The sequence below is a fragment of the Chryseobacterium metallicongregator genome (genome assembly GCF_031324065.1).
In the GTDB taxonomy this organism is placed as follows: domain Bacteria; phylum Bacteroidota; class Bacteroidia; order Flavobacteriales; family Weeksellaceae; genus Chryseobacterium; species Chryseobacterium metallicongregator.
Window position 1 is genome coordinate 332,713 of the sequence record NZ_JAVIXS010000014.1, and the last position, 24,029, is coordinate 356,741.

Annotated in this window: 38 protein-coding genes; 35 read left to right on the top strand and 3 right to left on the bottom strand. The window is 35.0% G+C overall.

What is annotated here, in order from left to right:
- Positions 1-7 precede the first annotated feature (7 nt).
- The 25 genes from rplB to rplQ all read left to right on the top strand — a co-directional run bounded on the left by rplB (position 8) and on the right by rplQ (position 12,240).
- Complete coding sequence (rplB, locus tag REB14_RS14960) at positions 8-829, top strand: 50S ribosomal protein L2 (RefSeq protein WP_027381305.1); 822 nt, start codon at positions 8-10, stop codon at positions 827-829.
- Positions 830-831: 2 nt separating this feature from the next.
- Positions 832-1,110 (top strand): 30S ribosomal protein S19, encoded by a 279-nt coding sequence (gene rpsS, locus REB14_RS14965; RefSeq protein WP_002983209.1) that lies wholly within the window; start codon positions 832-834, stop codon positions 1,108-1,110.
- A 2-nt stretch (positions 1,111-1,112) separates the two neighbouring features.
- On the top strand, positions 1,113-1,511 hold the full coding sequence (rplV, locus tag REB14_RS14970) for a 50S ribosomal protein L22 (protein ID WP_002983214.1): 399 nt from the start codon (positions 1,113-1,115) through the stop codon (positions 1,509-1,511).
- Between the two features lie 7 nt (positions 1,512-1,518).
- Entirely contained in the window at positions 1,519-2,268 is a 750-nt protein-coding gene (gene rpsC, locus REB14_RS14975; RefSeq protein ID WP_034694675.1) for a 30S ribosomal protein S3, read from the top strand.
- A gap of 98 nt (positions 2,269-2,366) precedes the next feature.
- Entirely contained in the window at positions 2,367-2,792 is a 426-nt protein-coding gene (gene rplP / locus REB14_RS14980; RefSeq protein WP_034694677.1) for a 50S ribosomal protein L16, read from the top strand.
- Positions 2,793-2,804: 12 nt separating this feature from the next.
- Positions 2,805-2,990: a 50S ribosomal protein L29 gene (gene rpmC, locus REB14_RS14985; protein ID WP_034694678.1), complete on the top strand. Its 186-nt coding sequence runs from the start codon at positions 2,805-2,807 to the stop codon at positions 2,988-2,990.
- 12 nt (positions 2,991-3,002) lie between these two features.
- Positions 3,003-3,257: a 30S ribosomal protein S17 gene (rpsQ, locus tag REB14_RS14990; RefSeq protein WP_027371715.1), complete on the top strand. Its 255-nt coding sequence runs from the start codon at positions 3,003-3,005 to the stop codon at positions 3,255-3,257.
- 2 nt (positions 3,258-3,259) lie between these two features.
- Positions 3,260-3,628, top strand: coding sequence for a 50S ribosomal protein L14 (gene rplN, locus REB14_RS14995; RefSeq protein WP_002983226.1), 369 nt, complete (start codon positions 3,260-3,262; stop codon positions 3,626-3,628).
- Between the two features lie 21 nt (positions 3,629-3,649).
- On the top strand, positions 3,650-3,976 hold the full coding sequence (gene rplX / locus REB14_RS15000; RefSeq protein WP_047427597.1) for a 50S ribosomal protein L24: 327 nt from the start codon (positions 3,650-3,652) through the stop codon (positions 3,974-3,976).
- 11 nt (positions 3,977-3,987) lie between these two features.
- The gene (gene rplE, locus REB14_RS15005; protein ID WP_034694682.1) at positions 3,988-4,539 is read left to right on the top strand and encodes a 50S ribosomal protein L5; all 552 of its coding nucleotides are present in this window, start codon (positions 3,988-3,990) and stop codon (positions 4,537-4,539) included.
- Between the two features lie 3 nt (positions 4,540-4,542).
- Positions 4,543-4,812 carry a 30S ribosomal protein S14 gene (gene rpsN / locus REB14_RS15010; protein WP_002983233.1) on the top strand — a complete coding sequence of 90 codons (270 nt, stop codon included), beginning with the start codon at positions 4,543-4,545 and terminating at the stop codon, positions 4,810-4,812.
- 145 nt (positions 4,813-4,957) lie between these two features.
- On the top strand, positions 4,958-5,356 hold the full coding sequence (gene rpsH / locus REB14_RS15015) for a 30S ribosomal protein S8 (protein ID WP_034694686.1): 399 nt from the start codon (positions 4,958-4,960) through the stop codon (positions 5,354-5,356).
- Between the two features lie 17 nt (positions 5,357-5,373).
- Positions 5,374-5,919, top strand: a complete 546-nt coding sequence (rplF, locus tag REB14_RS15020) for a 50S ribosomal protein L6 (RefSeq protein ID WP_034694687.1) — start codon at positions 5,374-5,376, stop codon at positions 5,917-5,919.
- A gap of 15 nt (positions 5,920-5,934) precedes the next feature.
- A complete protein-coding gene (gene rplR / locus REB14_RS15025) occupies positions 5,935-6,288 on the top strand; it encodes a 50S ribosomal protein L18 (RefSeq protein WP_034694689.1) in 354 nt (117 codons plus the stop codon).
- Between the two features lie 19 nt (positions 6,289-6,307).
- Positions 6,308-6,829, top strand: a complete 522-nt coding sequence (gene rpsE / locus REB14_RS15030; protein WP_002983245.1) for a 30S ribosomal protein S5 — start codon at positions 6,308-6,310, stop codon at positions 6,827-6,829.
- Between the two features lie 11 nt (positions 6,830-6,840).
- Positions 6,841-7,017 carry a 50S ribosomal protein L30 gene (rpmD, locus tag REB14_RS15035; RefSeq protein ID WP_027371710.1) on the top strand — a complete coding sequence of 59 codons (177 nt, stop codon included), beginning with the start codon at positions 6,841-6,843 and terminating at the stop codon, positions 7,015-7,017.
- A 21-nt stretch (positions 7,018-7,038) separates the two neighbouring features.
- The gene (gene rplO, locus REB14_RS15040) at positions 7,039-7,488 is read left to right on the top strand and encodes a 50S ribosomal protein L15 (protein ID WP_034694692.1); all 450 of its coding nucleotides are present in this window, start codon (positions 7,039-7,041) and stop codon (positions 7,486-7,488) included.
- 9 nt (positions 7,489-7,497) lie between these two features.
- Positions 7,498-8,877 (top strand): preprotein translocase subunit SecY, encoded by a 1,380-nt coding sequence (gene secY / locus REB14_RS15045; protein ID WP_034694694.1) that lies wholly within the window; start codon positions 7,498-7,500, stop codon positions 8,875-8,877.
- A gap of 3 nt (positions 8,878-8,880) precedes the next feature.
- The gene (gene infA, locus REB14_RS15050; RefSeq protein ID WP_027381317.1) at positions 8,881-9,096 is read left to right on the top strand and encodes a translation initiation factor IF-1; all 216 of its coding nucleotides are present in this window, start codon (positions 8,881-8,883) and stop codon (positions 9,094-9,096) included.
- Positions 9,097-9,160: 64 nt separating this feature from the next.
- Positions 9,161-9,277 carry a 50S ribosomal protein L36 gene (gene rpmJ, locus REB14_RS15055; protein WP_007839480.1) on the top strand — a complete coding sequence of 39 codons (117 nt, stop codon included), beginning with the start codon at positions 9,161-9,163 and terminating at the stop codon, positions 9,275-9,277.
- A gap of 7 nt (positions 9,278-9,284) precedes the next feature.
- Positions 9,285-9,662: a 30S ribosomal protein S13 gene (rpsM, locus tag REB14_RS15060; RefSeq protein WP_034694696.1), complete on the top strand. Its 378-nt coding sequence runs from the start codon at positions 9,285-9,287 to the stop codon at positions 9,660-9,662.
- A 12-nt stretch (positions 9,663-9,674) separates the two neighbouring features.
- A complete protein-coding gene (gene rpsK / locus REB14_RS15065; protein ID WP_034694697.1) occupies positions 9,675-10,064 on the top strand; it encodes a 30S ribosomal protein S11 in 390 nt (129 codons plus the stop codon).
- 19 nt (positions 10,065-10,083) lie between these two features.
- A complete protein-coding gene (gene rpsD / locus REB14_RS15070; RefSeq protein WP_062673615.1) occupies positions 10,084-10,692 on the top strand; it encodes a 30S ribosomal protein S4 in 609 nt (202 codons plus the stop codon).
- A gap of 33 nt (positions 10,693-10,725) precedes the next feature.
- Positions 10,726-11,721 carry a DNA-directed RNA polymerase subunit alpha gene (locus REB14_RS15075; protein ID WP_062673617.1) on the top strand — a complete coding sequence of 332 codons (996 nt, stop codon included), beginning with the start codon at positions 10,726-10,728 and terminating at the stop codon, positions 11,719-11,721.
- A gap of 6 nt (positions 11,722-11,727) precedes the next feature.
- A complete protein-coding gene (gene rplQ, locus REB14_RS15080) occupies positions 11,728-12,240 on the top strand; it encodes a 50S ribosomal protein L17 (RefSeq protein WP_034694700.1) in 513 nt (170 codons plus the stop codon).
- A 100-nt stretch (positions 12,241-12,340) separates the two neighbouring features.
- Here rplQ and REB14_RS15085 read toward each other — a convergent pair whose 3' ends face one another.
- On the bottom strand, positions 12,341-12,775 hold the full coding sequence (locus tag REB14_RS15085) for a hypothetical protein (protein ID WP_079240243.1): 435 nt from the start codon (positions 12,773-12,775) through the stop codon (positions 12,341-12,343).
- Between the two features lie 570 nt (positions 12,776-13,345).
- Here REB14_RS15085 and REB14_RS15090 point away from each other — a divergent pair.
- The 8 genes from REB14_RS15090 to REB14_RS15125 all read left to right on the top strand — a co-directional run bounded on the left by REB14_RS15090 (position 13,346) and on the right by REB14_RS15125 (position 21,166).
- Positions 13,346-13,978 carry a response regulator gene (locus REB14_RS15090; protein ID WP_079240244.1) on the top strand — a complete coding sequence of 211 codons (633 nt, stop codon included), beginning with the start codon at positions 13,346-13,348 and terminating at the stop codon, positions 13,976-13,978.
- 5 nt (positions 13,979-13,983) lie between these two features.
- Complete coding sequence (locus tag REB14_RS15095; RefSeq protein WP_079240245.1) at positions 13,984-14,805, top strand: hypothetical protein; 822 nt, start codon at positions 13,984-13,986, stop codon at positions 14,803-14,805.
- 596 nt (positions 14,806-15,401) lie between these two features.
- Positions 15,402-16,190 carry a sensor histidine kinase gene (locus tag REB14_RS15100; RefSeq protein ID WP_079240247.1) on the top strand — a complete coding sequence of 263 codons (789 nt, stop codon included), beginning with the start codon at positions 15,402-15,404 and terminating at the stop codon, positions 16,188-16,190.
- Between the two features lie 71 nt (positions 16,191-16,261).
- Complete coding sequence (locus tag REB14_RS15105; RefSeq protein ID WP_079240248.1) at positions 16,262-16,591, top strand: hypothetical protein; 330 nt, start codon at positions 16,262-16,264, stop codon at positions 16,589-16,591.
- Positions 16,592-16,618: 27 nt separating this feature from the next.
- Positions 16,619-17,059, top strand: coding sequence for a hypothetical protein (locus REB14_RS15110; RefSeq protein WP_079240249.1), 441 nt, complete (start codon positions 16,619-16,621; stop codon positions 17,057-17,059).
- Between the two features lies 1 nt (position 17,060).
- Positions 17,061-18,269, top strand: a complete 1,209-nt coding sequence (locus REB14_RS15115; protein WP_309522553.1) for a hypothetical protein — start codon at positions 17,061-17,063, stop codon at positions 18,267-18,269.
- Between the two features lie 229 nt (positions 18,270-18,498).
- Entirely contained in the window at positions 18,499-19,791 is a 1,293-nt protein-coding gene (eno, locus tag REB14_RS15120) for a phosphopyruvate hydratase (RefSeq protein WP_034694712.1), read from the top strand.
- 88 nt (positions 19,792-19,879) lie between these two features.
- Positions 19,880-21,166, top strand: a complete 1,287-nt coding sequence (locus tag REB14_RS15125; protein ID WP_034694713.1) for a citrate synthase — start codon at positions 19,880-19,882, stop codon at positions 21,164-21,166.
- Positions 21,167-21,226: 60 nt separating this feature from the next.
- On the opposite strand, the gene REB14_RS15130 is transcribed toward REB14_RS15125, so the two are convergent.
- A complete protein-coding gene (locus tag REB14_RS15130) occupies positions 21,227-21,550 on the bottom strand; it encodes a nuclear transport factor 2-like protein (RefSeq protein WP_309522554.1) in 324 nt (107 codons plus the stop codon).
- An 18-nt stretch (positions 21,551-21,568) separates the two neighbouring features.
- On the bottom strand, positions 21,569-22,363 hold the full coding sequence (locus REB14_RS15135) for an SDR family oxidoreductase (RefSeq protein ID WP_079240252.1): 795 nt from the start codon (positions 22,361-22,363) through the stop codon (positions 21,569-21,571).
- 122 nt (positions 22,364-22,485) lie between these two features.
- On the opposite strand from REB14_RS15135, the gene REB14_RS15140 reads away from it, so the two are divergent.
- A complete protein-coding gene (locus tag REB14_RS15140) occupies positions 22,486-22,845 on the top strand; it encodes a winged helix-turn-helix transcriptional regulator (protein ID WP_079240253.1) in 360 nt (119 codons plus the stop codon).
- A gap of 87 nt (positions 22,846-22,932) precedes the next feature.
- Positions 22,933-23,994, top strand: coding sequence for a helix-turn-helix domain-containing protein (locus REB14_RS15145; protein ID WP_079240254.1), 1,062 nt, complete (start codon positions 22,933-22,935; stop codon positions 23,992-23,994).
- Positions 23,995-24,029: the final 35 nt, after the last annotated feature.

A 24,029-nucleotide genomic window follows, 5' to 3' on the forward strand; every position in this document is an offset into this window, starting at 1 on the left:
AATAGTAATGTCTGTTAGAAAATTAAAACCTATCACCCCGGGACAGAGATTCAGAATTGTAAACAATTTTGAGGAAATTACTACCAACAAACCAGAGAAGTCTCTAACAGTTGGTATTAAAAAGTCAGGTGGACGTAACCAAACAGGTAAAATGACCATGCGTTACACCGGAGGTGGACACAAAAAGAAATACAGAATTATTGACTTCAAAAGAAACAAAGCAAACGTTGAAGCAACTGTAAAATCTGTAGAATACGATCCAAACAGAACTGCATTTATCGCTTTATTAGAGTACGCAGACGGAGAGAAGAGATATATCATCGCTCCAAACGGTATCAAAGTTGATCAGAAAGTAGTGTCAGGAGAAAGCGTTGAACCAAACGTAGGTAACGCAATGAAATTGAAAAATATTCCATTGGGTACTGTAATCTCTTGTGTTGAAATGAAGCCTGGACAAGGTGCGATTTTAGCAAGAAGTGCTGGTTCTTCAGCTCAATTAACTTCTAGAGATGGTAAATATGCAATCATCAAGTTACCTTCAGGAGAATCAAGAATGATCCTTACTGAATGTATGGCAATGATTGGTTCTGTTTCCAACTCAGATCACCAATTAACTGTATCAGGTAAGGCTGGTAGAAGCAGATGGTTAGGTAGAAGACCAAGAACAAGAGCGGTTGTAATGAACCCAGTAGATCACCCAATGGGTGGTGGTGAAGGACGTTCTTCAGGAGGTCACCCAAGATCTAGAAACGGTAAACCAGCTAAAGGTTACAAAACTAGAAAGAAAAACAAAGTGTCTAACCGTTACATCGTATCTAAAAGAAAATAATTATGGCAAGATCACTTAAGAAAGGACCGTTCATTCATCATACTTTAGATAAGAAGGTTCAGGCAAATATAGAGTCTGGTAAGAAGACAGTTATCAAAACTTGGTCTAGAGCATCTATGATCTCTCCGGACTTCGTAGGACAAACTATTGCTGTACACAACGGGAAATCTTTTATCCCAGTTTATGTTACAGAAAACATGGTTGGTCACAAGTTAGGCGAATTTTCTCCAACAAGATCTTTCAGAGGTCATGGTGGTAACAAAAACAAAGGAAGCAGATAATCATGGGATCAAGAAAACAAGATAGTTCAATCGCAAGAAAAGAAGCTAACAAAGACGTTGTAAAAGCTTCATTAAATAATTGCCCGTCTTCTCCAAGAAAAATGAGATTAGTTGCTGATATCATTAGAGGAGAGCAGGTAGACAAAGCACTTTATATCCTAAAATATTCTAAGAAGGATGCTTCTAACAAGTTAGAGAAATTACTTCTTTCTGCTATGGCTAACTGGCAAGTGAAAAACGAAGGTGCTGACATCGAGGAAGCAAACCTTATCGTTAAAGAAATATTTGTGGATAGTGCAAGACAATTGAAGAGACTAAGACCAGCTCCACAAGGTAGAGGGTATAGAATCAGAAAAAGATCTAACCACGTTACATTAATCTTAGGTAACAAAGAAAATTAATCAAGGTATGGGACAGAAGACAAATCCAATTGGTAACAGATTAGGTATCATCAGAGGATGGGATTCTAACTGGTTTGGTGGAAACGATTATGGAGACAGAATCGCTGAAGACTACAAAATCAGAAGATACCTTGAAGCTAGATTATCTAAAGGTGGTATTTCAAAAATTTATATTGAAAGAACTTTAAAATTAGTTACAGTAACTATTACTACTGCTAGACCGGGACTTATCATCGGTAAAGGAGGTCAGGAAGTTGATAAATTGAAAGAAGAGTTGAAGAAACTTACAGGTAAGGATATTCAAATCAACATTTTCGAAATCAAAAGACCTGAATTAGATGCTGTACTAGTTGCTGATAGTATTTCTAAGCAAATTGAAAACAGAATTTCTTACAGAAGAGCTGTTAAAATGGCAATGGCAAGTACTATGAGAATGGGTGCTGAAGGTATCAAAGTTCAGATCTCTGGTAGATTAAACGGAGCTGAGATGGCAAGATCAGAATCTTTCAAAGAAGGAAGAATTCCATTGTCAACTTTCAGAGCTGATATCGATTACCACTGGGCAGAAGCTCACACTACTTACGGTAGACTAGGTGTTAAAGTTTGGATCATGAAAGGTGAAGTTTACGGTAAAAGAGAACTTTCTCCACTAGTGGGACAACAGAAAAAAGGAGGTCAGTCAGACAGAGGAAACAGAGGAGGAGACAGAGACAACAGAAGACCTAGAAAAAACAACAACAATAACAATAATAATTAAAATTTTAGATTAGAAATTTTGAATTTTAAATTACCGTTACTTTTTTAAAATTAAAAAAAATCTAAAATCTAAAATCTAAAATCTAAAATTTAGAAATTATGTTACAACCAAAAAGAACCAAATTCCGTAGAGTTCACAAGATGAAGATGAAGGGGAATGCCCAAAGAGGTAGTCAACTTGCTTACGGAACTTTTGGGATCAAAGCAACGGAAGGAGCTTGGATCACTGCAAGACAGATTGAAGCAGCTCGTATCGCTGCGACAAGATATATGAAGAGAGAAGGTCAACTATGGATCAAAATCTTCCCAGATAAGCCAATTACTAAGAAACCAGCGGAAGTACGTATGGGTAAAGGTAAGGGTGCTGTTGAATATTGGGTAGCTGTAGTAAAACCAGGTAAAATTATGTTCGAAGTTGGAGGAGTTCCTTACGAAATTGCGAAAGAAGCTCTTAGACTTGCTGCACAAAAATTACCAGTAGTTACTAAATTCATCGTTGCTAACGATTTTGTTAAACCTCTATAATCTTTGAATACAATGAAAAATGCTGATATTAAAAATTTAAGCGCGGGTGATATTCAAGCTCAATTAACTGAAGCAAAAGCTCAATATTCTAAATTGAAATTGGCTCATGCAATCAGCCCAATTGAAAACCCGATTCAAATCAGAGATTTGAGAAAAACAATCGCAAGACTAAACACTGAGTTAACTAACAAACAATAATTTCATTTTACAATGGATAGAAATTTAAGAAAAGAAAGAATCGGAGTGGTTTCCAGCAATAAAATGGAAAAAACTATTGTTGTTAGTGAAACTACAAGAGTAAAGCACCCGATGTACGGTAAATTCGTTTTGAAAACGAAAAAATATACTGCACACGACGAGAACAACGAATGCACAGAAGGTGATACAGTTTTGATCCAAGAAACTAGACCTTTGAGCAAGAGCAAGAGATGGAGATTAGTAAGAATCATTGAAAAAGCTAAGTAATAATGTTACAAACAGAATCAAGATTAAAAGTTGCTGATAACACAGGTGCTAAAGAAGTACTAGTTATCAGAGTTCTGGGAGGAACCAGAAGAAGATATGCTTCAGTTGGTGATAAAATCGTTGTTACGATCAAGGATTCTACACCATCTGGAAACGCTAAAAAAGGTCAGGTATCTAAAGCTGTAGTAGTAAGAACTAAAAAAGCAGTAAGAAGAAAAGATGGTTCATACATCAAATTCGATGACAATGCTTGTGTATTACTAAACGCAGCGGGAGAAATGAGAGGAACGCGTGTTTTCGGACCAGTTGCTCGTGAGTTGAGAGACAAAGAATATATGAAAATCATTTCATTAGCTCCTGAAGTACTTTAATTTTAAAAATTTTTAAAAGAAATGTCAAAGTTAAAAATAAAAAGAGGAGATAACGTAATCATTACTACTGGTAAGAAAGATATCAAAGGTAAGACTGGTGAAGTTATTGAAGTGATCAAGAAAGAAGGTAGAGACCCAAGAGTAATCGTTGCAGGACTTAACATCGTTAAAAAACACGTTAAGCCTTCAGCTTCTAATCCTCAAGGAGGAATTACTGAGAAGGAAGCTTCTATTCATATCTCAAACGTAGCTTTAGTTGGTAAAGACGGAAAAGCTATCAAAATCGGTTACAAAATCGAAGGAGATAAGAAAGTAAGAATTAACAAAAAAACGGGTGAAACTTTATAATTTGAATTAACATGGAATATATAGCAAGACCCAAAAAAGCATATAAAGAGACAATTGTTCCTGCAATGATGGAAGAATTCGGGTATAAGTCAGTAATGCAAGTACCTAAATTAGAGAAAATCGTTGTATCACAAGGTTTAGGTGATGCTACTGCAGACAAAAAAATCATTGATTATGCTGTAGAAGAGCTTACAAATATCACAGGTCAAAAAGCTGTTGGTACAATCTCTAAGAAAGACGAAGCTGCTTTCAAATTGAGAAAAGGTATGCCAGTAGGTGCAAAAGTTACCCTAAGAGGAAACCAAATGTATGAATTCTTGGATAGACTTACTGCTTCTGCTTTGCCTCGTATCAGAGATTTCTCTGGAATCAAAGCTGATGGTTTCGATGGTAGAGGTAACTATAACCTAGGTATTACTGAGCAGATTATCTTCCCTGAAATCGTAATTGACAAAGTGAAAAAAATCCAAGGGATGGACATCACTTTCGTTACTACTGCGAAAACAGATAAAGAAGCTAAAGCATTATTAACTCACTTCGGTTTACCATTTAAAAAGAACTAAGAAATGGCTAAAGAATCAATGAAAGCGCGTGAGCGCAAAAGAGAAGCACTAGTTGCTAAATACGCTGCTAAAAGACAAGCTCTTAAAGAAGCTGGTGATTACGAAGGACTTCAAAAATTGCCTAAAAATGCTTCTCCTGTAAGATTACACAACAGATGTAAACTAACAGGTAGACCAAGAGGATACATGAGAACGTTTGGTATTTCCAGAGTAACTTTCAGAGAAATGGCAAACAACGGTCTTATCCCAGGTGTAAGAAAAGCTAGTTGGTAATAATTACTAATTAAAAATCGGGACAATTAAGTTGTCAAGATACTAAAGAATAAATATCAGACCGAAGTTTTCTGAAGTCTGATATTTTTCTCTTCAAGTCTTTTCAATACTGATTGTTCTTTAACCAATAATTTATAAAAGAAAAATGGTAACAGATCCAATTTCAGATTTCCTAACAAGAGTAAGGAACGCACAAAGCGCAGGCCACAAAGTGGTGGAAATTCCTGCATCGAAAATCAAAAAGGAGATTACTAAGATCCTATTTGATCAAGGGTATATCTTAAACTACAAGTTTGAAGATAACGCTGTTCAAGGAGTGATCAAAATCGCTTTAAAGTACGATAAGCAAACTAACAAACCGGCTATCAAGTCTATCCAAAGAGCTTCTAGACCAGGTTTGAGACAGTACAAAGGTTCTACTGAACTTCCAAGAGTACTAAACGGTTTGGGTATTTCTATCATCTCTACTTCTAAAGGAGTAATGACTGACAAGAAAGCTAGAGAAGAGAAAGTAGGCGGTGAAGTAATCTGCTATGTTTATTAATTTTTAATCAGAGGAAAATGTCAAGAATTGGTAAAGCAATTATAACAATTCCAGCTGGAGTTACAATCACTGAAAACAACGGTGTAGTAACTGTAAAAGGAGCTAAAGGAGAACTTTCTCAAGAGCTTACAGCAGGAATTACTATAGAACAGAAAGATGGTGAACTTAACGTAAACAGACCATCTGATTCTAAACAACACAAAGCACTTCACGGTCTATACAGAGCGTTAATCAACAATATGATTGTTGGTGTAAGTGCAGGTTTCGAAAAGAAACTTGAATTAGTAGGGGTAGGATATAGAGCTTCACACGCAGGTCAAAAACTTGAGTTGGCTTTAGGATTCTCTCACGGTATCGTATTAGAACTTCCAGGTGAAGTAAAAGTTGATACATTGACTGAAAAAGGTAAAAACCCAATTATTACTTTAACGTCTCACGACAACCAACTTCTAGGAATGGTAGCTGCAAAGATCCGTTCTTTCAGAAAGCCTGAGCCATACAAAGGAAAAGGTGTAAGATTCGTAGGAGAAATTGTTAGACGTAAAGCTGGTAAATCTGCTTAATAAATTATAAGTATTATGGCATTAAGTAAATTAGAAAAAAGAATAAGAATCAAAAGAAGAGTAAGAGGGAAAATCTCTGGATCTTCTGAATTGCCAAGATTATCTGTATATAAAAGTAATAAGGAAATTTACGCTCAGTTAATCGACGATAAAAATGGTAAAACTTTAGCATCAGCTTCTTCTAGAGAGAAAGGTGTAGACGCTAAAGGTACTAAGACTGAAGTTTCTGCTGCTGTTGGTAAAGCTATCGCTGCTAAAGCTATCGCTGCAGGAATCGAAAGTATTGTATTTGACAGAAACGGATTCGTATACCACGGTAGAGTAAAAGCTCTAGCTGATGGTGCAAGAGAAGGTGGACTTAAATTCTAATCATTAAATTTCGGAAAATATGTTAGGACTAGATAATATAGAAAGAGTAAAACCGGGAGGATTAGAATTAAAAGATCGTCTCGTAGCTGTTAACAGAGTAACAAAAGTAACAAAAGGAGGTAGAGCTTTCGGATTTTCTGCTATTGTTGTAGTAGGTAACGAAGAAGGTGTTATTGGTTTCGGTTTAGGAAAATCTAAAGAGGTTGCTTCTGCAATTGCTAAAGCAGTTGAAGACGCTAAGAAAAACCTTGTGAAAGTTCCTGTAATGAACCATACTATCCCTCACCAAACTACTGCTAGATACGGTGGTGCAGATATCTTCTTAAGACCTGCTTCTCACGGTACAGGACTTATCGCCGGAGGTGCGGTAAGAGCGGTATTGGAATCTGCTGGTATTCACGATATCCTTTCAAAATCTAAAGGATCTTCTAACCCTCACAACGTGGTGAAAGCTACTTTCAAAGCGTTATTAGACATCAGAAGACCTGAAGAAATCGCTAGAATGAGAGGGATTTCTCTAAGTAAAGTGTTTAACGGTTAATAATTAAAGCAATGGCAACAATTAAAGTAAAGCAAGTAAGAAGCGCTATTGGTAGAACAAAAACCCAAAAGAGAACGCTTGAAGCATTAGGATTAAAAAAACTTCACCAAGTTGTAGAACATGAAGCTACTCCTTCCATCTTAGGAATGATCGCTGCTGTAGGACACTTACTTGAAGTTCAAAAATAATTTTATAAAAGAGAAATTAAAATGAATTTAAATAATATACAACCTGCTGCAGGATCTACTTTCAACTCAAAGAGAATTGGTAGAGGTCAAGGTAGCGGAAAAGGAGGTACTTCAACAAAAGGACACAAAGGTCAGAAAGCTAGAGCTGGTTATTCTCAAAAAATCGGTTTCGAAGGTGGACAGATGCCTTTACAAAGAAGATTACCTAAATTCGGATTCAAAAACGTAAACAGAAAAGAGTTTAGAGGAGTTAACCTTGATACTATTCAAACTTTAATCGAGAACAAATCCATCACTGGAGATATCACGAAAGAAGTTTTAGTAGCAAACGGGATAGTTTCTAAAAACGAATTAGTGAAAATTATGGGTAGAGGAGAATTGAAATCTGCGGTTTCAATCTCTGCTGATAAATTCACGAAATCTGCTGAAGAGCTTATTGCTAAAGCAGGTGGAAAAGCAATTACCTTATAATACTTACTAATGAAAGAATTTATACAAACACTTAAAAATATTTGGAGTCTTAAAGAACTTAGAGATAAAATTCTCTTTACTTTAGGTATTATCCTTGTGTATAGATTCGCATCTTATATCTCGCTTCCCGCAATTAACCTTGCAGAGGTGGGAGATCTCTTAGAGCATTATAAAAATCAAGGCGGTAACAAGCAAGGAGCAGGTCTCCTTGGCTTGCTTTCGTCGTTTACGGGGGGAGCTTTCAGCCACGCTTCCGTAATGGCGTTAGGAATTATGCCTTATATTTCTGCTTCTATTATTGTTCAGTTGATGGGGATGGCTATTCCTTATCTTCAGAAGCTTCAGAAAGATGGAGAGTCAGGTAGAAATACATTGAACCAAATTACAAGATGGTTAACGATTGGAGTTTGTCTGGTACAGGCACCTTCTTACTTAACTTCTATTACTCAATTATTCTTACCATATGCTCAGTTCCAGTCTGCATACTATGTAGAGCCAAATTCAATCATGTTCTGGTTACCAAGTATTGTTATTTTGGTTGCCGGTTCAGTATTTGCAATGTGGCTAGGTGAAAAGATTACCGATAAAGGAATCGGAAATGGTATCTCTATCCTTATTATGGTGGGGATCCTTTCAAGATTACCTGAGGCATTCGTACAGGAGATGGCCGTGCAGAACGGAAAAGGAGGAATGGGATCTATCATGATCCTTATTGAAGTATTATTCTGGATGGTGGTTGTTCTTTTAGCAGTAATCTTATCAGTTGCTGTTAGAAAAATCCCAATTCAGTATGTAAGCAGAGCTCAAGCAAGAGGAGGTGTAAACAGAAATCTTATGCAGGGAGCAAGACAATGGATTCCATTGAAAGTAAATGCTGCTGGTGTAATGCCGATTATCTTTGCTCAGGCATTGATGTTCGTACCAGGATTATTAACAAAATTCGATGAGTCTAATACTTTTCTTGCAGGTTTCAAGAATGTTTTTAGCTGGCAGTACAACGTATTGTTTGCGCTATTAATTATTATCTTCTCATTTTTCTATACTGCGATTACAATTCCGGTAAACCAAATGGCTGATGATTTGAAGAGAAATGGAGGGTTAGTACCAAAAGTAAGACCAGGAAAAGAGACAGCTGATTATTTAGATGATATTTTATCAAAAATTACCTTGCCAGGTGCAATATTTTTGTCTATCTTTGCAATCCTTCCGGCAATTGTGCATGGAACCTTTGTTCAGACAGATGCGTTTGCCCTATTTTTTGGGGGAACGTCCCTATTAATTATGGTGGGTGTAATTTTAGATACAGTTCAACAGATTAATACATATCTGCTGAACCATCATTATGATGGCTTAATGCAGTCTAAATTATCAAGAACGACTGGATATTAATTTATGGCAAAACAAAAACATATTGAACAAGACGGCGTTATAACGGAAGCACTTTCGAACGCTCAGTTCCGTGTAGAACTAGAAAATGGGCATATTCTTATCGCTCATATTTCTGGTAAAATGAGAATGCATTATATTAAACTTTTACCTGGTGATAAGGTAAAACTAGAAATGTCTCCTTATGATTTATCAAAAGGGAGAATCACATTTAGATATTAAACAAACGCCAAATGGAATCTTCGGATTTCCATTTGGCTCTTGTTAAAAAATAAATACTATCAAAATGAAAGTAAGAGCATCAATTAAAAAAAGAAGCGCTGATTGCAAAATCGTACGCAGAAAAGGTGTACTGTTCGTAATCAACAAGAAGAACCCAAAATTTAAACAAAGACAAGGTTAATTAAATTATGGCGAGAATTGCAGGTATTGATTTACCAAAAAACAAAAGAGGAGTTATCGGTTTAACTTACATTTATGGTGTTGGAAGAAGTACTTCTTCTGAAATCCTTAAAGCTGCCGGTATCAGCGAAGACAAAAAAGTCAACGAATGGAATGACGATGAATTGGCTGCCATCAGAACTTATATCTTAGAAAACGTAAAAGTTGAAGGAGAATTAAGATCTGAAGTGCAATTGAACATCAAGAGATTGATGGACATAGGATGCCAACGAGGAATACGTCACAGACTTGGATTACCTTTAAGAGGCCAGAGAACGAAAAACAACTCTAGAACCAGAAAAGGAAAGAGAAAAACTGTTGCTAACAAGAAAAAAGCTAGTAAATAATCGTTAGGAATTATGGCAAAACAAACTAAAGTAGTTAAGAAGAGAAAAGTAAAAGTTGAAGCTATTGGAGAAGCGCATATTCAGGCTTCTTTCAATAACATCATCATTTCTTTAACAAATAAAAACGGAGAGGTTATCTCTTGGGCTTCTGCCGGTAAAATGGGTTTCAGAGGTTCTAAAAAGAATACTCCATTTGCTGCTCAGATGGCAGCTGAAAATTGCTCTGCTGTAGCTCACGAAGCTGGTTTAAGAAGAGTAAAGGTGTTTGTGAAAGGTCCAGGTGCAGGTAGAGAATCTGCTATCAGATCTATTCACAATTCAGGAATTGAAGTTAGCGAGATCGTTGATGTGACTCCAATGCCACACAACGGATGTAGACCACCAAAAAGAAGAAGAGTTTAATTTTTAGAATTTACCCATTATGGCAAGATATATTGGACCTAAAACTAAGATTGCTAGAAAGTTTGGTGCTGCAATCTACGGAGATGACAAAAACTTCGAAAAGAGAAAAAACCAACCGCCAGGACAACACGGTCCTAACAAAAGAAGAGGTGCTAAAAAATCAGAATATGCAGTTCAGTTAGCTGAAAAACAAAAAGCTAAATATACTTACGGTATTTTAGAAAGACAGTTTGCTAACTTATTTGACAAAGCACACAGAAGTAAAGGTGTAACAGGGGAAGTTCTATTACAACTTTGTGAATCAAGATTGGATAACGTAGTATTCAGATTAGGTTTTGCTAAAACTAGATCTGGAGCTAGACAATTAGTTTCTCACAGACACATCACTGTGAACGGAGAGATTCTTAATATCCCTTCTTACTTGGTAAAAGCTGGTGATGTAATCGCTGTAAGAGAAAAGTCTAAGTCTCTTGAAGTTGTTACCAATGCATTGGCTTCTAAGTCAAACTATGAGTGGTTACAATTCAACGATGAGAAGAAAGAAGGTACCTTCATTTCTGCTCCTGAAAGAATCCAGATTCCGGAGGACATTAAGGAGAACCTTATCGTCGAACTTTACTCTAAATAATTTTTTAATCAAATTTTTGCTCAACCCAATAATATGGCAATTTTACAATTCATAAAACCCGATAAAGTAATTTTACTTAACTCTGATGAATTTAAAGGTCAATTTGAATTCAGACCTTTAGAACCAGGTTTCGGGCTTACAATCGGTAATGCTTTGAGAAGAGTGTTGCTTTCTTCTCTGGAAGGATACGCTATTTCATCTATCAAAATAGAAGGTGTAGAGCACGAATTTTCAACTATTCCAGGAGTAATCGAAGACGTTACCGAAATTATTCTTAACCTTAAGCAGGTAAGATTAAAAGCTGCAGCAGAAGGCCAGGCTAACGAGCAGGTTGTTGCTAAAGTTTCAGGTCAAACGGTTATTACTGCTGGTGATTTAGGAAAGTCTATCAATGGATTTGAGGTTCTGAACCCAGATTTAGTGATCTGCAACCTAAACAGTGATGTAACTTTCGAAATTACTTTCAATATTGAAAAAGGAAGAGGGTATGTTCCTTCTGAACAAAATAAGTCAAACAATGCTCCTATTGGAACTATCGCTATTGACTCTATTTTTACGCCGATCAAGAAAGTACAATACAGCATTGAAAATTATCGTGTAGAGCAAAAAACAGACTACGAAAAACTTGTATTAGATATAGAAACTGACGGTTCTATCAGCCCTCAGAATGCTTTAACTGAAGCTTCTAAGATATTAATTTATCACTTCATGTTATTCTCTGATGAGAGAATCACTCTTGAAACTGAAGCCGTAAAAGCATCTATCCAGTACGATGAAGAAACTCTTCACACAAGACAACTTCTTAAGTCTAAATTAGCAGATATGGATCTTTCTGTAAGAGCCCTTAACTGTCTAAAAGCAGCTGAAGTAGAAACTCTTGGAGAACTGGTTTCTTACAGTAAGTCTGATTTGATGAAATTCAGAAATTTTGGTAAAAAATCTTTGACAGAACTAGAAGAATTAGTGCATTCAAAAGGTCTTAACTTCGGTTTCGACGTTGCAAAATATAAGTTAGACGCTGATAAATAATTAATAATGAGACACGGTAAAAAATTCAATCACTTAGGAAGAACAGCTTCTCACAGAAGTGCTTTACTTTCTAATATGGCTTGTTCTCTAATTGAGCATAAAAGAATCAACACTACTGTAGCTAAAGCTAAAGCTTTAAGAGTATATGTTGAGCCTCTATTAACAAAAGCAAAAGAAGATACTACACACAACAGAAGAGTAGTATTCTCTTACCTTCAAAATAAATTTGCGGTTGCTGAATTATTCAGAACTGTAGCTCCTAAAATCGCTGAAAGAAACGGTGGTTATACAAGAATCATCAAGACAGGATTCAGACCAGGTGATGCTGCTGATACTGCTCTTATCGAACTAGTAGATTTCAACGAGCTTTACAATCCTAATGCTGAAGAGAAAAAAGCTACAAGAAGAAGCAGAAGATCTACGCCAGCTAAAGCAGCAGTTGTTGCTGATGCTCCTGTAGTAGAAGAAAAAGTAGAAGAAGCTAAAGCTGATACTACTGAAGAAAAAACTGAAGAATAATATTCATTCAGATATATATAAAAACCATCCGTTTTCGGATGGTTTTTTTTGTAATACTTATAAAATAAGATGTCCCTCAATATTGAAGGACATTTTTTATTTAGATCTTTGTTCTTTTCAGTTCAATAATATTATTCCCTTGTTCAAGGTGAAGACTATCTCCTTTTACCCTTGCCGTCATATCATCTTTTTTGTAAATCGTTTCATTTCCTTTGGTTTCCGATTTAGGTAATGTAAATGTTTTCTTATTGCTGGTAATGGCTACTGTACTTTCTTTCGGATCATTTTTAAATACTACTTTTACTAATGTTCCGTCTGTAGCTTTATAAACAAAATCGGTTTTCTCAATTTTCTTTCCGTTGACATCTACTGTCGAAGAACTTTGTGTTACCGAATCTATTTTTCCATTATCGTTTGTAACTACAGTTTCTGAACTGTCTGTTTTGATAACGATTTTGTTTCCGCTTTCACTTTTTTTACAGCTGACTACTGCTAATGCCAACACAGCACCTAAGGCTAAGATACTTTTTTTCATGATTATATTATTTGATATTCAATATGATTTTATAATTTAATTTTACAAAAATCATGCCTTACAATATGAGAAAATTTAACGGTTATTCATGCATATTTCTTTTGTTTTTCTCTTTGAATAGGTGGTTTAGCAAAAAGAAAATTTTGGAATTAAAGAGAGGCAGTTCTTCTTATCAAATGATAAAATTCCGGAAGATATTGGAATATGACAGCAGGTCTTAGCTGGCACTTTACATGTCTGGAATATATGGTTTAAGAAGGGTAAGAATCGGATTCAGCTCTTTAAATGGATCAAATTCCATAATAAAGTAAGCCGTTTTGATCGGTAAATTCTTAATCAGATTGTGAAATAATTGTTAATTTAAGGTGATTTATTGTTTCTTATTTGTTTTTATTTTTAATTTATTGTGAAATATTTAGTCGTATATTGTTTTTGGAATCAAAAATTGATTAAATTTAGTAAAAACTAAAAGACTGAATCACAACTTCAAACTCAAACATTAATATTACACAAAGGTGTAATTGATTTCAAATTGTTTTCTGTTGAAATTTGCTTCAAACAAACAAAGTCATGAGCATTTCCATAGCCATAGTAGAAGACGAGAAAAACTACAACAATGCGTTGAAGAAGGTCATCGATTATCAGAAGGATATGAAAGTGATTGCTCAGTTCTTTGATGGTAATGATGCCATAACAAATCTACCCCATATTTCTCCTGACGTTGTGATGATGGATATCCAATTACAGGATATGCTTGGAATCGAAATCATAGAAAAATTAAGAAAAGAAATGCCCAATACACAGTTTATCATGTGTACCAGCTTTGATGATGATGAAAAGATTTTTAATTCGTTAAAAGCAGGGGCTATGGGATATCTTGTAAAAGGAGAAAGCATGGATAAAATTCTTTCTTCCATCCGCGATGTATACAATGGCGGTGCACCTATGAGTTTTTCTATTGCGAGAAGGGTATTGAAACATTTCGAGAAAAAACTTCCGGAAATAAAAGGCTTTGATGAACTCACAGAACGCGAAAAGGAAATCCTTGAACTTCTTTCCCAGGGGCTTCTCTACAAAGAGATTGCAGACAAAAAATTCATCAGCATTGATACCGTGAAAAAACACGTCGGAAATATCTACAGAAAACTCCACGTCAACAATAAGGTGGAGGCAATCAATAAATTTAACAATTTTAAAAATTAGAAAACATGAATGAAAATCAGGATTTATTAAATTTAACGGGCAAGATTCATCAATTAGTAGACTATGGAATTATTAATATTGAAAAATTACAGGAAATACAATCATTTTGTAATCAGGAAATAGATAGGCTAACTTCAGAAGAATTTATAGAAAGAGAATCCATAGATTGGAGCAAGTATATAATCTATGAACAAACTGAGTCTGATGGTGAGATTAATGCCGGATTGGCAACAGAGATGACAACTGCTTACCAGAGCATTCCTAATATTAAGGATATTTATAGAAATAAATTGCAGGTTTCTGGAGAAGTAGCAGCAGATTTATTTGGTAAAAATGCTAAGAATGTTAAAATTTTTTTAGGAGAACTTGATAATGGACTCATTTTTTTATTTGAAGATTTACTTTTCCAAAAATATTATATTATAACTAATAAAATAGTAAAAGAAGAAATATCTGCATATAATTTTGGTCGGTATAAAGATGCATATGAAAATGGTGCATTAAAAAGAATACTGGATCCCTATATTCAACAATATATTCCAAATACAGTAAATACTATTAGGTTTGCATTGTCAAGAACTTTCTTTACTAAACTTGAAAACCTAAAACCTAAATATCCTAATATTGTTATTTCTTTTCATCCGGCAATACATATTTCTGGGGATATTTTTGATGTAGAATTAGATGATGGAACTATTATTCAGGCTAGTTATGAGTATAGGCTTACATTCATAATGATATTGGGATATTATCAAGGTTCCAAATTTATTCCAATACCTGATATAGGTGCATATGATAGAAATGGTCTTTGTCCTCCTGGATGCTAAATGATTATTCTTGATCTAATATATTATATTGTAATCATTACAAATTTTACTGTTTCCATAATTGAAAAAAAATTATGGAAACAGTTATTTTGGTTTTATTTCGGAATTACAATCATAACAGAAATATTATTTACAACAAAAGCGAGTTTTATAACTGCAAGAATGTATAATTATCTGGATTTGTTCTGTATAATTTATTTTGGATACATCTATAATAAAGAGTTACATGATAACTATGTCATTAGAATAACCGCAATTTTATTTTTTTTATTAGGAGGTATTTTTATTTTCATTTCCAAAACTAATTATTCAATTATTACAGGGTATCTATATTGTATTTTTTTATTTTTCATTTCTCTGTTTTGGTTTTATAATAAAATATCAAGCAAAGATCAAACACAGGATATTTTAAATTTATGTTTTTTTTGGATTAGTTGTTCATTATTATTCTGGTCACTATTTTATATTTTCAGAATGTTTCCAATGTATTTCTTTAATAAAAAAGATCCTGGGTTTTTAAAAGAAATATCTAATGTGTTTAGTATAGTTAATATAATTACGTATTCATTATTCTTACGAGGCTTATTTTGTAGACAATGAAGAATCTTCCATTAGAAATAAAGATAGTATATATAACTGCAATCATTGTAGTAATGCTGTTTGTACTATTTATTATCCTTGTTGTTCTAACTTACAACAGAAAACAGCTCCTTTACCTGAAAGAACAACAACTCAAAGAATCCGAACACCAAAACCAGCTTCTTCAGAAAGAACTCGAAAAACAAAAAGTGCTGGAACAGGAGCGGGAGCGTATCTCCCATGATATGCATGATGACCTGGGAGCAGGAATTTCTGCATTGAAACTTCAGGCAGAATTTCTGAAACAGAAAGCTGAAGACGATGATCTGCAAAGTGATATCGATGAACTTCTGAAAACCTCTGAAGAAATGAACATCTCCATGAGGGAAATGCTGTGGAGCCTGAACTCAGGAAATGATACCTTAGGAAGCTTTATTGATTATGCTATTCTTTACACCGGAAACTTTTTGAAGAAAACAAAAATAGCGGTGTATTCGGAATGTGAAAATATCATAGCAGAAACACCTATTTCCACAGAAATGAGACGCAATCTTTTTCTATGCTTAAAAGAAGCGGTCAATAATGTGTACAAACACAGTCAGGCAAATACTGTAAAACTTTCATTCTCGCAGGAAGACAATAATTTCTCTATGAAAATTTCCGATAACGGAAACGGAATCCCCGATGGGCAGAAAGAAGGTAACGGCCTTAGAAATATGAAACGAAGAATGAATGAACTATCTGGCGAATGTTCTATCATATCCGAAAACTCTGGAACCTGTCTGGTGTTTAAAATAGCATTATAAATAAATTACCCTTTTGTGTAATTGACTGGTCCTGTTTTTAGAGGGAAATTTGATATATAAAATTAAAAGCCATGAAAACTCTTATTAACGACAGTATTGGAGATTTGGAAGCTGCTTTAAAAAACAACACTGATCTTCAGGAGAAGTTCAAAACCAATCCGATAGAGGCTATTAAAAATGTAGAAATAAAAACCCCGAAAGAAACAGACTATTGGATCTACAGAATCATTGTACTTATGCTCGGGTTGGCAGTCATTACCATTATAGCAGGACTTATTCTCATTGCTTACTGGAATGATGGTGCTGCTAAAGATAATCAGCTGGTCACTATTTTTGCCACCATTTCTTCAGGTGCAATAGGAGCCTTAGCCGGACTTTTATCACCTACACCGAGAAAATAATTAATAATAACTTAAAAACTACATATCATGAAAGCACAAGAAAAAAACAAAATAAAAAAAGACATTAATGAAAGACTTGATCTATTAAAAGGGAATGAAATATTTAATGATAATAAAGTAACAAAAATCAAATATGAAACAGATTTTTACGAATGTCTTGATAATGATAATAATATAGGAATTTGTGTTTCTGTTATTTCGCAAGACTTAATTGTTACAAATGCTGTTTATTTAAATAATACCACTGAAATAGAGGTAGTAGATTGTCCAACCACAATAGGAGCAAGTAATGCTTTAAAAGGAAATCGGATTTTTATATATTCAGTTGCATCATCTATAAAAGATAATACCGCCTATACTCTTAATGTAACTTTGAAAACAGGAAATGTAAGTAAATTATTCTCAGCCTCAATGATTTTGAATAAGGGTGAAACAGGTGAAATAATTCAACAAATAAATTTTATTTAAAATGAAGACTAAGATTTTTCAACTTATAATATGCATTTTTTCCATATGCAGTTTGTATGCACAAGATACACTTTCTGTAAATGTAGATCTGCTTAAAGCTCCTGCGTCTCCAGCTTCAAATCTATTAGGAATTGCAAGTAGCGAGATCAATAAACCTACGGATGTTGCAAATCTAATGTTGAATTTACAGGATTTTACTTCTCTATTTAACAATCAAGCGGGATTTGCCTTGGATTTTTCACCATATTGGTTATTTGGAAACAAGACAAAAAGCTTAGATAATATTATTAATGATACTAAACCTTTAGATGTTTTAAATCAGACTCTTGTTTTTTCTGTAGCTGTTAAAAATACAGACAGTAGCTCAAGCAAACTTCCAGTCAATTCAATATTTACTTCATTTGGTTTTAAATTTTCTCTTTTCAGAGGTGATGTTTCCGAGAAAACAAAAAGAAATTATTTGTTGGTAAAAGAAATACATAGAAACATAATACATGATTTAATAAACGGAAATAACTCTGTGATTAGAGATCAGGAAATACAAAAAATTGAGAAACAGTTAGAAATAATGTTTAAAGAAGGTGGAAAAGGAACGCCTGAGTATACAAAACTAGAAGAAAAATTGAATAAACTAAAGATTGAAAGGCTTACGGCTGGCGACAATGATGTAATAGTCAATCATGAAGAAAGTATTAAAAAACTAGTAACAGATTTATCTTTTGTAAGGACTGGTTTTCTTTGGGACTTTGCAGGGGGAACAAGTATTCAGTTTAAAGAAAAGCAATTTGATAATTCAAGAGTTTACAATGCAGGTTTATGGACAGTTTTAGGATATGCAACTGAAAAAGCAGGAACACCTCTTTTCCTTTTGCGTTACATGTATAATCCTAAAAATGATTGGATGACAGTAGATGACTTTAAACCACAAGGTAACTTCTCAACATTTGATGCGGGCATGAAATATGAGTATTCACCAAAGGATTCAAAATTTACAGGAAGTTTTGAGGGGCTTTACAGAAGTTTTATCTCAGGCTCCGATTTGAAACCTACCTGGAAATGCGTTTTGAATTTAGATTATGCAATATTTCCTAACCAGCACTTGACATTATCTCTGGGCAAAGATTTTGACAATAGCTTCATTAAAAAAGGTAATGTTATTGCTGGGCTGTCTTTCTTTAGTGGTATCGGTACAAAACGTAAAATACAGTAATTATACAATAATATAAACAATTTTAAAGCTCCAGCATTTTATAGTGTCTGGAGTTTTATTATAACATTGTTTTATCATTTTAAAAGCCTGATTCTCCACAAAGAATTTGTAGAATTATCATAATATAAATTAACTAAAATTTAACTCGGATTTATCTCAAAAAAATCCCGTGAAATACCCCTGAAAGTTAAATTTTGATTAAATTTGTCTAAACTAAAAAAAATAAAAAATGAGTGCAATTTCTTACATAGAAGCAAGACAGATTTTAGATTCCAGAGGAAATCCTACCATTGAAGTAGATGTATTTACAGAAAGCGGGGCAATGGGCCGTGCAGCTGTACCTTCAGGAGCATCTACAGGAGAACACGAAGCGGTAGAATTACGTGACGGTGGTTCAGAATATCAGGGTAAAGGAGTTCTTAAAGCTGTTGAAAATGTAAAAGAAGTAATTGCAGAGAATTTAGTTGGACAGCCGGTTTTCGAACAAAACTATATCGATCAGATTATGATTGATCTTGACGGAACGCCTAACAAAGGAAATCTTGGTGCTAATGCTATTCTTGGTGTTTCTCTAGCGGTAGCCAGAGCTGCTGCTGCTGAATTGGGAATGCCTCTTTATAAATATGTTGGTGGAGTGAATGCCAATACACTTCCAGTTCCAATGATGAATGTAATTAACGGTGGATCTCACTCAGATGCTCCTATCGCATTCCAGGAATTTATGATTATGCCGGTAAAAGCAGATTCTTTCTCTCATGCTTTGAGAAAAGGAACTGAAATTTTCCACAACCTAAAATCGATCCTTAAAGGAAGAGGTCTTTCTACAGCAGTAGGAGATGAAGGAGGTTTTGCTCCTACTTTCAACGGAACTGAAGATGCTTTGGATACTTTACTTCAGGCGATCGAAAAAGCAGGATACAAGCCTGGTGACGACATTATGTTGGCATTAGACTGTGCGGCTTCAGAATTCTACAAAGACGGAACTTACGATTACAGAAAATTCGAAGGAGACAAGGGAGCTCACAGATCAAGAGAAGAGCAGGTTTCTTACCTTGCAGAATTGGCTGCTAAATATCCGATCATCTCTATCGAAGACGGTATGCAGGAAGATGACTGGGAAGGATGGAAAATGCTTACAGATAAAATCGGTGACAGAGTACAGTTGGTAGGTGACGATTTATTCGTAACAAACGTAGACAGATTATCAAGAGGAGTAAAAGAAGGTATTGCCAACTCTATCCTTGTAAAAGTAAACCAGATTGGTTCTCTTTCTGAAACAATGGCTGCAGTACAAATGGCTCAGAATAACAAATTCACTTCAGTAATGTCTCACAGATCAGGAGAAACTGAAGACTCTACAATTGCTGATTTAGCTGTAGCAATGAACTGTGGACAGATCAAAACAGGTTCAGCTTCAAGATCAGACAGAATGGCAAAATACAACCAGTTATTGAGAATTGAAGAAGCTTTAGGTGAAACTGCAATTTTTCCAGGATTGGAAGCTTTTAAAATCAAAAGATAATTAATCGAATTTATAAATAACGGCAAGCGAAATTTTTAGTTTGCCGTATTTTATGGAAAGTGGTATATTTAAAAAAAATAAATAAATAATGTCAGACAACAAAGTAATATTGAATTACGACGGTAATTCATATGAATATCCAATCGTGGATAGTACTATCGGAGACAGAGGGATTGATATTTCAAAATTAAGAGACCAGACAGGTTTGATCACTCTGGATTTAGGTTACAAAAATACAGGGGCTACTATTAGCGACATCACTTACTTAGACGGAGATAAAGGAGAATTATTCTACAGAGGTTATCCAATCGAGCAGATTGCTGAGAAATCTAACTTCACTGAAGTAATGTATCTTTTATTACATGGAGAATTACCTACTCAGGATCAGTTTACTTCATTCGACAACAATATTAAAAAATATAACTTCATCGCAGACGAAATGAAAAAGATCATTGATGTTTTTCCTCGTTCTGCTCACCCTATGGGAGTTTTATCTTCTATGACGTCTGCTTTGACAGCTTTCAACCCGAAAGCAGTGAATGTAAACTCTAAAGAAGAAATGGATCATGCTGCTGAGCTTATGATCGCTAAGTTCTCTCACCTTTGTGCTTGGACTTACAGAAAAACTCAAGGTTTACCATTAAACCACGGTGATAACAACCTGAACTACGTAGAGAACTTCTACAAAATGGCATTCAGATTACCAAACGCTGATTTCGAAATCGATCCGGTAGTAGTAAATGCTTTAGATAAATTATTAATCCTTCACGCAGATCACGAACAAAACTGTTCTACTTCTACAGTAAGAATGGTAGGTTCTGCTCATACAGGTCTTTTTGCTTCTATCTCTGCTGGGGTATCTGCACTTTGGGGACCACTTCACGGTGGTGCTAACCAGGCGGTAATCGAAATGCTTGAACTGATCGAAAAAGATGGAGGTGACGTATCTAAATATGTTGCTAAAGCTAAAGATAAAGGAGATAGCTTCCGTCTAATGGGATTCGGACACAGAGTTTACAAAAACTTCGACCCAAGAGCGAAAATCATCAAGAAAGCTGCTGATGATATCCTTAAAGCATTAGGTATCCAGGATAAAGCTCTTGACATTGCAATGCAGTTAGAAAGAGTAGCTCTTGAAGACGAGTACTTCGTAGAAAGAAAACTATATCCAAACGTAGACTTCTACTCAGGTATCATCTACAGAGCATTAGGAATTCCTACAGAAATGTTTACCGTAATGTTTGCATTAGGAAGACTTCCAGGATGGATTTCTCAGTGGAAAGAAATGAGACTGAAAGGAGACCCGATCGGAAGACCAAGACAGGTTTACCAAGGTGCTCAGGAAAGAAACTACATCGACATCGCAAGCAGATAATATTTGCTTATACCATAAAAGAATCCCAAAGCTTGCTTTGGGATTCTTTATTTTTACAACCTATTCAGTAATAGCTAATGCTGTAATAAGATTGTCATTCGTCCGGAAATGAAAATTCAGCATTACCGGACTTCCATCAAAAGAACCGGAAATATTGATTCTTAAAACCATTGTATCATCCTTTACCGAAAAATCTTTTACCTCAAACAAGGTTTTGTATTCATTATTGGATTTTTCATTCCATTGTCTTATTTCCTCTTTTCCAGTATATATTTTTCCTTCATCAAATATGGATGCCTGTTCAGAAAAACAATTAGAGAAAGAAATACTGTCAAAAAGTTCCTGTGCCTCTAAGAATTCCTGTAAAATGTTAGGTAAGTTCATATTGTTATTTTTAAATGATTACACAGTAGGAATAGTGCCGCCATCTATTACATATTCGGTTCCGGTTAAATATTGTGCTCGTGGAGAGACTAAAAAACCAACAAACTCTGCAATATCTTCAGGCTGGGCAGGTTTACCGATGGGAATTCCACCCAACGCATCCATGACACTTTGGGTTGCTTCCTCTATCGAGGTTTCTGAACTTTTAGCAATACGTTCCATCATTCGGATGGCAGATGAAGTCATGATCCAACCTGGAGAAACGGTAAGGACACGAACTCCCTTTGGAGAAACTTCTTTTGATAAACCTTTGCTGTAATTGATCAGTCCTGCTTTGGCAGCGGCATAGGGTAATGTAGAGTCAAATAAAGGCAACCTTCCCTGAATGGACGCTATATGAATGATTACTCCCGTTTTTCTTTCCAGCATTTGTGGAAGGAATCCTCTGTCTAAACGAACGGGCGCTAACAAATTGGTCTGAATTGTATTTTCCCAGTCTTTATCACTCAAAACAGAGAATCCACCACCAGGCGTTTCTGAACCTCCCAATGTATTAATTAAAATATCAAGCCTTCCAAAAGCAGATAACACTTCTCTTACCAGCTTTTCAGTATCTTTTGCCTGACTCAGATCTCCTGAAATAAAATGAAGTTGATTATTAATCTCTTCAGGCCGATTTCTGGCAGTGATAATTACGGTGGCACCAGCAGTGAGCAGTCTTTCGGCAATAGCTTTTCCAGTTCCTTTTGTCCCTCCCGTTACTAAAGCAATCTTACCTGATAATTCGTTGTTGAAATGAAATGATTCTGTCATGATTTCTTTTTTGTACAAATTTCAGGAGTATGACAGGCTCTTACAAGTACGGTCTTACGAATCACATAGGAATAAATTAATCCCCTATTGTGATCTCATCTCATTGTGTTACATTTGTTTTTATGTACGAAAGAAAAATCCCACCCAATCTGAATTGCGGGCTTGATCTGATTGCTGAGGTACTCTATGGCAAATGGAAGATTCGTTTGCTATGGTTTATTAATGAAGGATTTCAAAGACCAAGTGAATTACAGAGGAAAATTCCTGATGCTTCCCGCAGAGTATTGAATGTTCAGTTAAAAGAGCTGGAAGAGCATGATCTTGTCACTAAGAAAATTTATCCCGTTGTACCGCCAAAAGTAGAATACAGGCTTACGGAATTTGGGAAGACATTGATTCCGGTTATTGCTACATTAGGGAAATGGGGTGATGATCATGAAGAGCACTTACGGGCGCTCATCCTTAAAAGACTGGAACAATAATCTTAAAAAGAGAAAGATATTTTTATTTTTTACAAAATCGGATATAATAATTTGATTAAATTTACTACTGTAAAAAATTAATACCCAATGACTTTCGGAGAACAGATGTTATTTTTCTTCAGCGCAGTAGGAGCATTCAACGGACTTCTGCTGGGCATTTATTTGCTGTCTGTTAAAAAACTGAAATACCCTCCGGATTTTTTCCTTGGAATTCTTCTCTTAATGCTAAGCTCAAGAGTCGTAACTTCTGTATGCTTTTATTTTTATCCCGATTTACCCAGAATTATTGCACATTTAGGGCTTTCAGCCTTATTTTTTACCGGCCCGGCTTTATACTATTATGTGAAATCTTCCTTCCAGCAGGATCAGTTTGATTGGAAGAACTGCAAGAACTGGTTTGGAATACTAACCCTTATTTTAGGAATTATAGGTTTATTATATCTGGTATTTCCCATTACGTGGGATAACTATTTTGCTACTTTTATCTATACCGTTTGGTCTGTATTTATATTTCTTACGGTCTATCAATATTTTATTTTGCTTAAACAGAATCATAAAAGTCCGAACAATTTTGTACTTCCGATTCTGGTCAGCAATGTGATTATATTTTTGAGCTATCAGCTTATTTCGACAGGCTGGTTACAAATTTATTGTGCAGGAGGAAGCCTTGTGTTTTCGTTTGTACTGTATGCCAATTTTTTGATTTTATTTAATAAAAAATACCAAAAGCTTCCGGCAAAAGAAACAGAAAAATATTCCAATAAAAAGATTTCCGGAGAACAGGCGGATAGTTTTGTTTCAAAACTGGAAAGATTAATGGATACAGAAGAGCTTTATAAAAATCCGAATTTAAAATTGAGTGATCTGGCTTCCAGAATGAATATGTCTGCACATCAGCTTTCTCAATTGCTGAATGATAATCTGGGGAAAAGTTTCGCTACCTGCATCAATGAATACCGAATCAATAATGCCTGTGAAAAAATAGAAAATGGCTCTTATCTGAAAATTGAAGAGATAGGATATGAAGTTGGATTCAATTCCAAATCTACTTTCTTTTCCACATTTAAGAAAATAAAAAATACAACACCTCTTTTGTATAAACAGTCACAAACCCTTACTGAGCCTAGGTTTCAGAGTTCAAATTTATAATTCAGTACTGCGGAATTTCAATTTCAAAACCGTAT

Coding starts and splice junctions, on each gene's coding strand:
- REB14_RS15140 (WP_079240253.1), top strand. CDS start 22,486: ATGTACGAAAGAAAAATCCCACCCAATCTGAATTGCGGGCTTGATCTG.
- REB14_RS15135 (WP_079240252.1), bottom strand. CDS start 22,363: ATGACAGAATCATTTCATTTCAACAACGAATTATCAGGTAAGATTGCT.
- rplX (WP_047427597.1), top strand. CDS start 3,650: ATGTCAAAGTTAAAAATAAAAAGAGGAGATAACGTAATCATTACTACT.
- REB14_RS15115 (WP_309522553.1), top strand. CDS start 17,061: ATGAAGACTAAGATTTTTCAACTTATAATATGCATTTTTTCCATATGC.
- rplN (WP_002983226.1), top strand. CDS start 3,260: ATGTTACAAACAGAATCAAGATTAAAAGTTGCTGATAACACAGGTGCT.
- infA (WP_027381317.1), top strand. CDS start 8,881: ATGGCAAAACAAAAACATATTGAACAAGACGGCGTTATAACGGAAGCA.
- rpsK (WP_034694697.1), top strand. CDS start 9,675: ATGGCAAAACAAACTAAAGTAGTTAAGAAGAGAAAAGTAAAAGTTGAA.
- rplO (WP_034694692.1), top strand. CDS start 7,039: ATGAATTTAAATAATATACAACCTGCTGCAGGATCTACTTTCAACTCA.
- rplB (WP_027381305.1), top strand. CDS start 8: ATGTCTGTTAGAAAATTAAAACCTATCACCCCGGGACAGAGATTCAGA.
- REB14_RS15105 (WP_079240248.1), top strand. CDS start 16,262: ATGAAAACTCTTATTAACGACAGTATTGGAGATTTGGAAGCTGCTTTA.
- rplF (WP_034694687.1), top strand. CDS start 5,374: ATGTCAAGAATTGGTAAAGCAATTATAACAATTCCAGCTGGAGTTACA.
- REB14_RS15110 (WP_079240249.1), top strand. CDS start 16,619: ATGAAAGCACAAGAAAAAAACAAAATAAAAAAAGACATTAATGAAAGA.
- REB14_RS15090 (WP_079240244.1), top strand. CDS start 13,346: ATGAGCATTTCCATAGCCATAGTAGAAGACGAGAAAAACTACAACAAT.
- rpsS (WP_002983209.1), top strand. CDS start 832: ATGGCAAGATCACTTAAGAAAGGACCGTTCATTCATCATACTTTAGAT.
- REB14_RS15100 (WP_079240247.1), top strand. CDS start 15,402: ATGAAGAATCTTCCATTAGAAATAAAGATAGTATATATAACTGCAATC.
- rpsM (WP_034694696.1), top strand. CDS start 9,285: ATGGCGAGAATTGCAGGTATTGATTTACCAAAAAACAAAAGAGGAGTT.
- secY (WP_034694694.1), top strand. CDS start 7,498: ATGAAAGAATTTATACAAACACTTAAAAATATTTGGAGTCTTAAAGAA.
- REB14_RS15085 (WP_079240243.1), bottom strand. CDS start 12,775: ATGAAAAAAAGTATCTTAGCCTTAGGTGCTGTGTTGGCATTAGCAGTA.
- rpmJ (WP_007839480.1), top strand. CDS start 9,161: ATGAAAGTAAGAGCATCAATTAAAAAAAGAAGCGCTGATTGCAAAATC.
- rplV (WP_002983214.1), top strand. CDS start 1,113: ATGGGATCAAGAAAACAAGATAGTTCAATCGCAAGAAAAGAAGCTAAC.
- rpsE (WP_002983245.1), top strand. CDS start 6,308: ATGTTAGGACTAGATAATATAGAAAGAGTAAAACCGGGAGGATTAGAA.
- rpsC (WP_034694675.1), top strand. CDS start 1,519: ATGGGACAGAAGACAAATCCAATTGGTAACAGATTAGGTATCATCAGA.
- rpsD (WP_062673615.1), top strand. CDS start 10,084: ATGGCAAGATATATTGGACCTAAAACTAAGATTGCTAGAAAGTTTGGT.
- eno (WP_034694712.1), top strand. CDS start 18,499: ATGAGTGCAATTTCTTACATAGAAGCAAGACAGATTTTAGATTCCAGA.
- REB14_RS15125 (WP_034694713.1), top strand. CDS start 19,880: ATGTCAGACAACAAAGTAATATTGAATTACGACGGTAATTCATATGAA.
- REB14_RS15145 (WP_079240254.1), top strand. CDS start 22,933: ATGACTTTCGGAGAACAGATGTTATTTTTCTTCAGCGCAGTAGGAGCA.
- REB14_RS15095 (WP_079240245.1), top strand. CDS start 13,984: ATGAATGAAAATCAGGATTTATTAAATTTAACGGGCAAGATTCATCAA.
- rplR (WP_034694689.1), top strand. CDS start 5,935: ATGGCATTAAGTAAATTAGAAAAAAGAATAAGAATCAAAAGAAGAGTA.
- REB14_RS15130 (WP_309522554.1), bottom strand. CDS start 21,550: ATGAACTTACCTAACATTTTACAGGAATTCTTAGAGGCACAGGAACTT.
- REB14_RS15075 (WP_062673617.1), top strand. CDS start 10,726: ATGGCAATTTTACAATTCATAAAACCCGATAAAGTAATTTTACTTAAC.
- rplE (WP_034694682.1), top strand. CDS start 3,988: ATGGAATATATAGCAAGACCCAAAAAAGCATATAAAGAGACAATTGTT.
- rpsN (WP_002983233.1), top strand. CDS start 4,543: ATGGCTAAAGAATCAATGAAAGCGCGTGAGCGCAAAAGAGAAGCACTA.
- rplQ (WP_034694700.1), top strand. CDS start 11,728: ATGAGACACGGTAAAAAATTCAATCACTTAGGAAGAACAGCTTCTCAC.
- rplP (WP_034694677.1), top strand. CDS start 2,367: ATGTTACAACCAAAAAGAACCAAATTCCGTAGAGTTCACAAGATGAAG.
- rpmC (WP_034694678.1), top strand. CDS start 2,805: ATGAAAAATGCTGATATTAAAAATTTAAGCGCGGGTGATATTCAAGCT.
- rpmD (WP_027371710.1), top strand. CDS start 6,841: ATGGCAACAATTAAAGTAAAGCAAGTAAGAAGCGCTATTGGTAGAACA.
- rpsH (WP_034694686.1), top strand. CDS start 4,958: ATGGTAACAGATCCAATTTCAGATTTCCTAACAAGAGTAAGGAACGCA.
- rpsQ (WP_027371715.1), top strand. CDS start 3,003: ATGGATAGAAATTTAAGAAAAGAAAGAATCGGAGTGGTTTCCAGCAAT.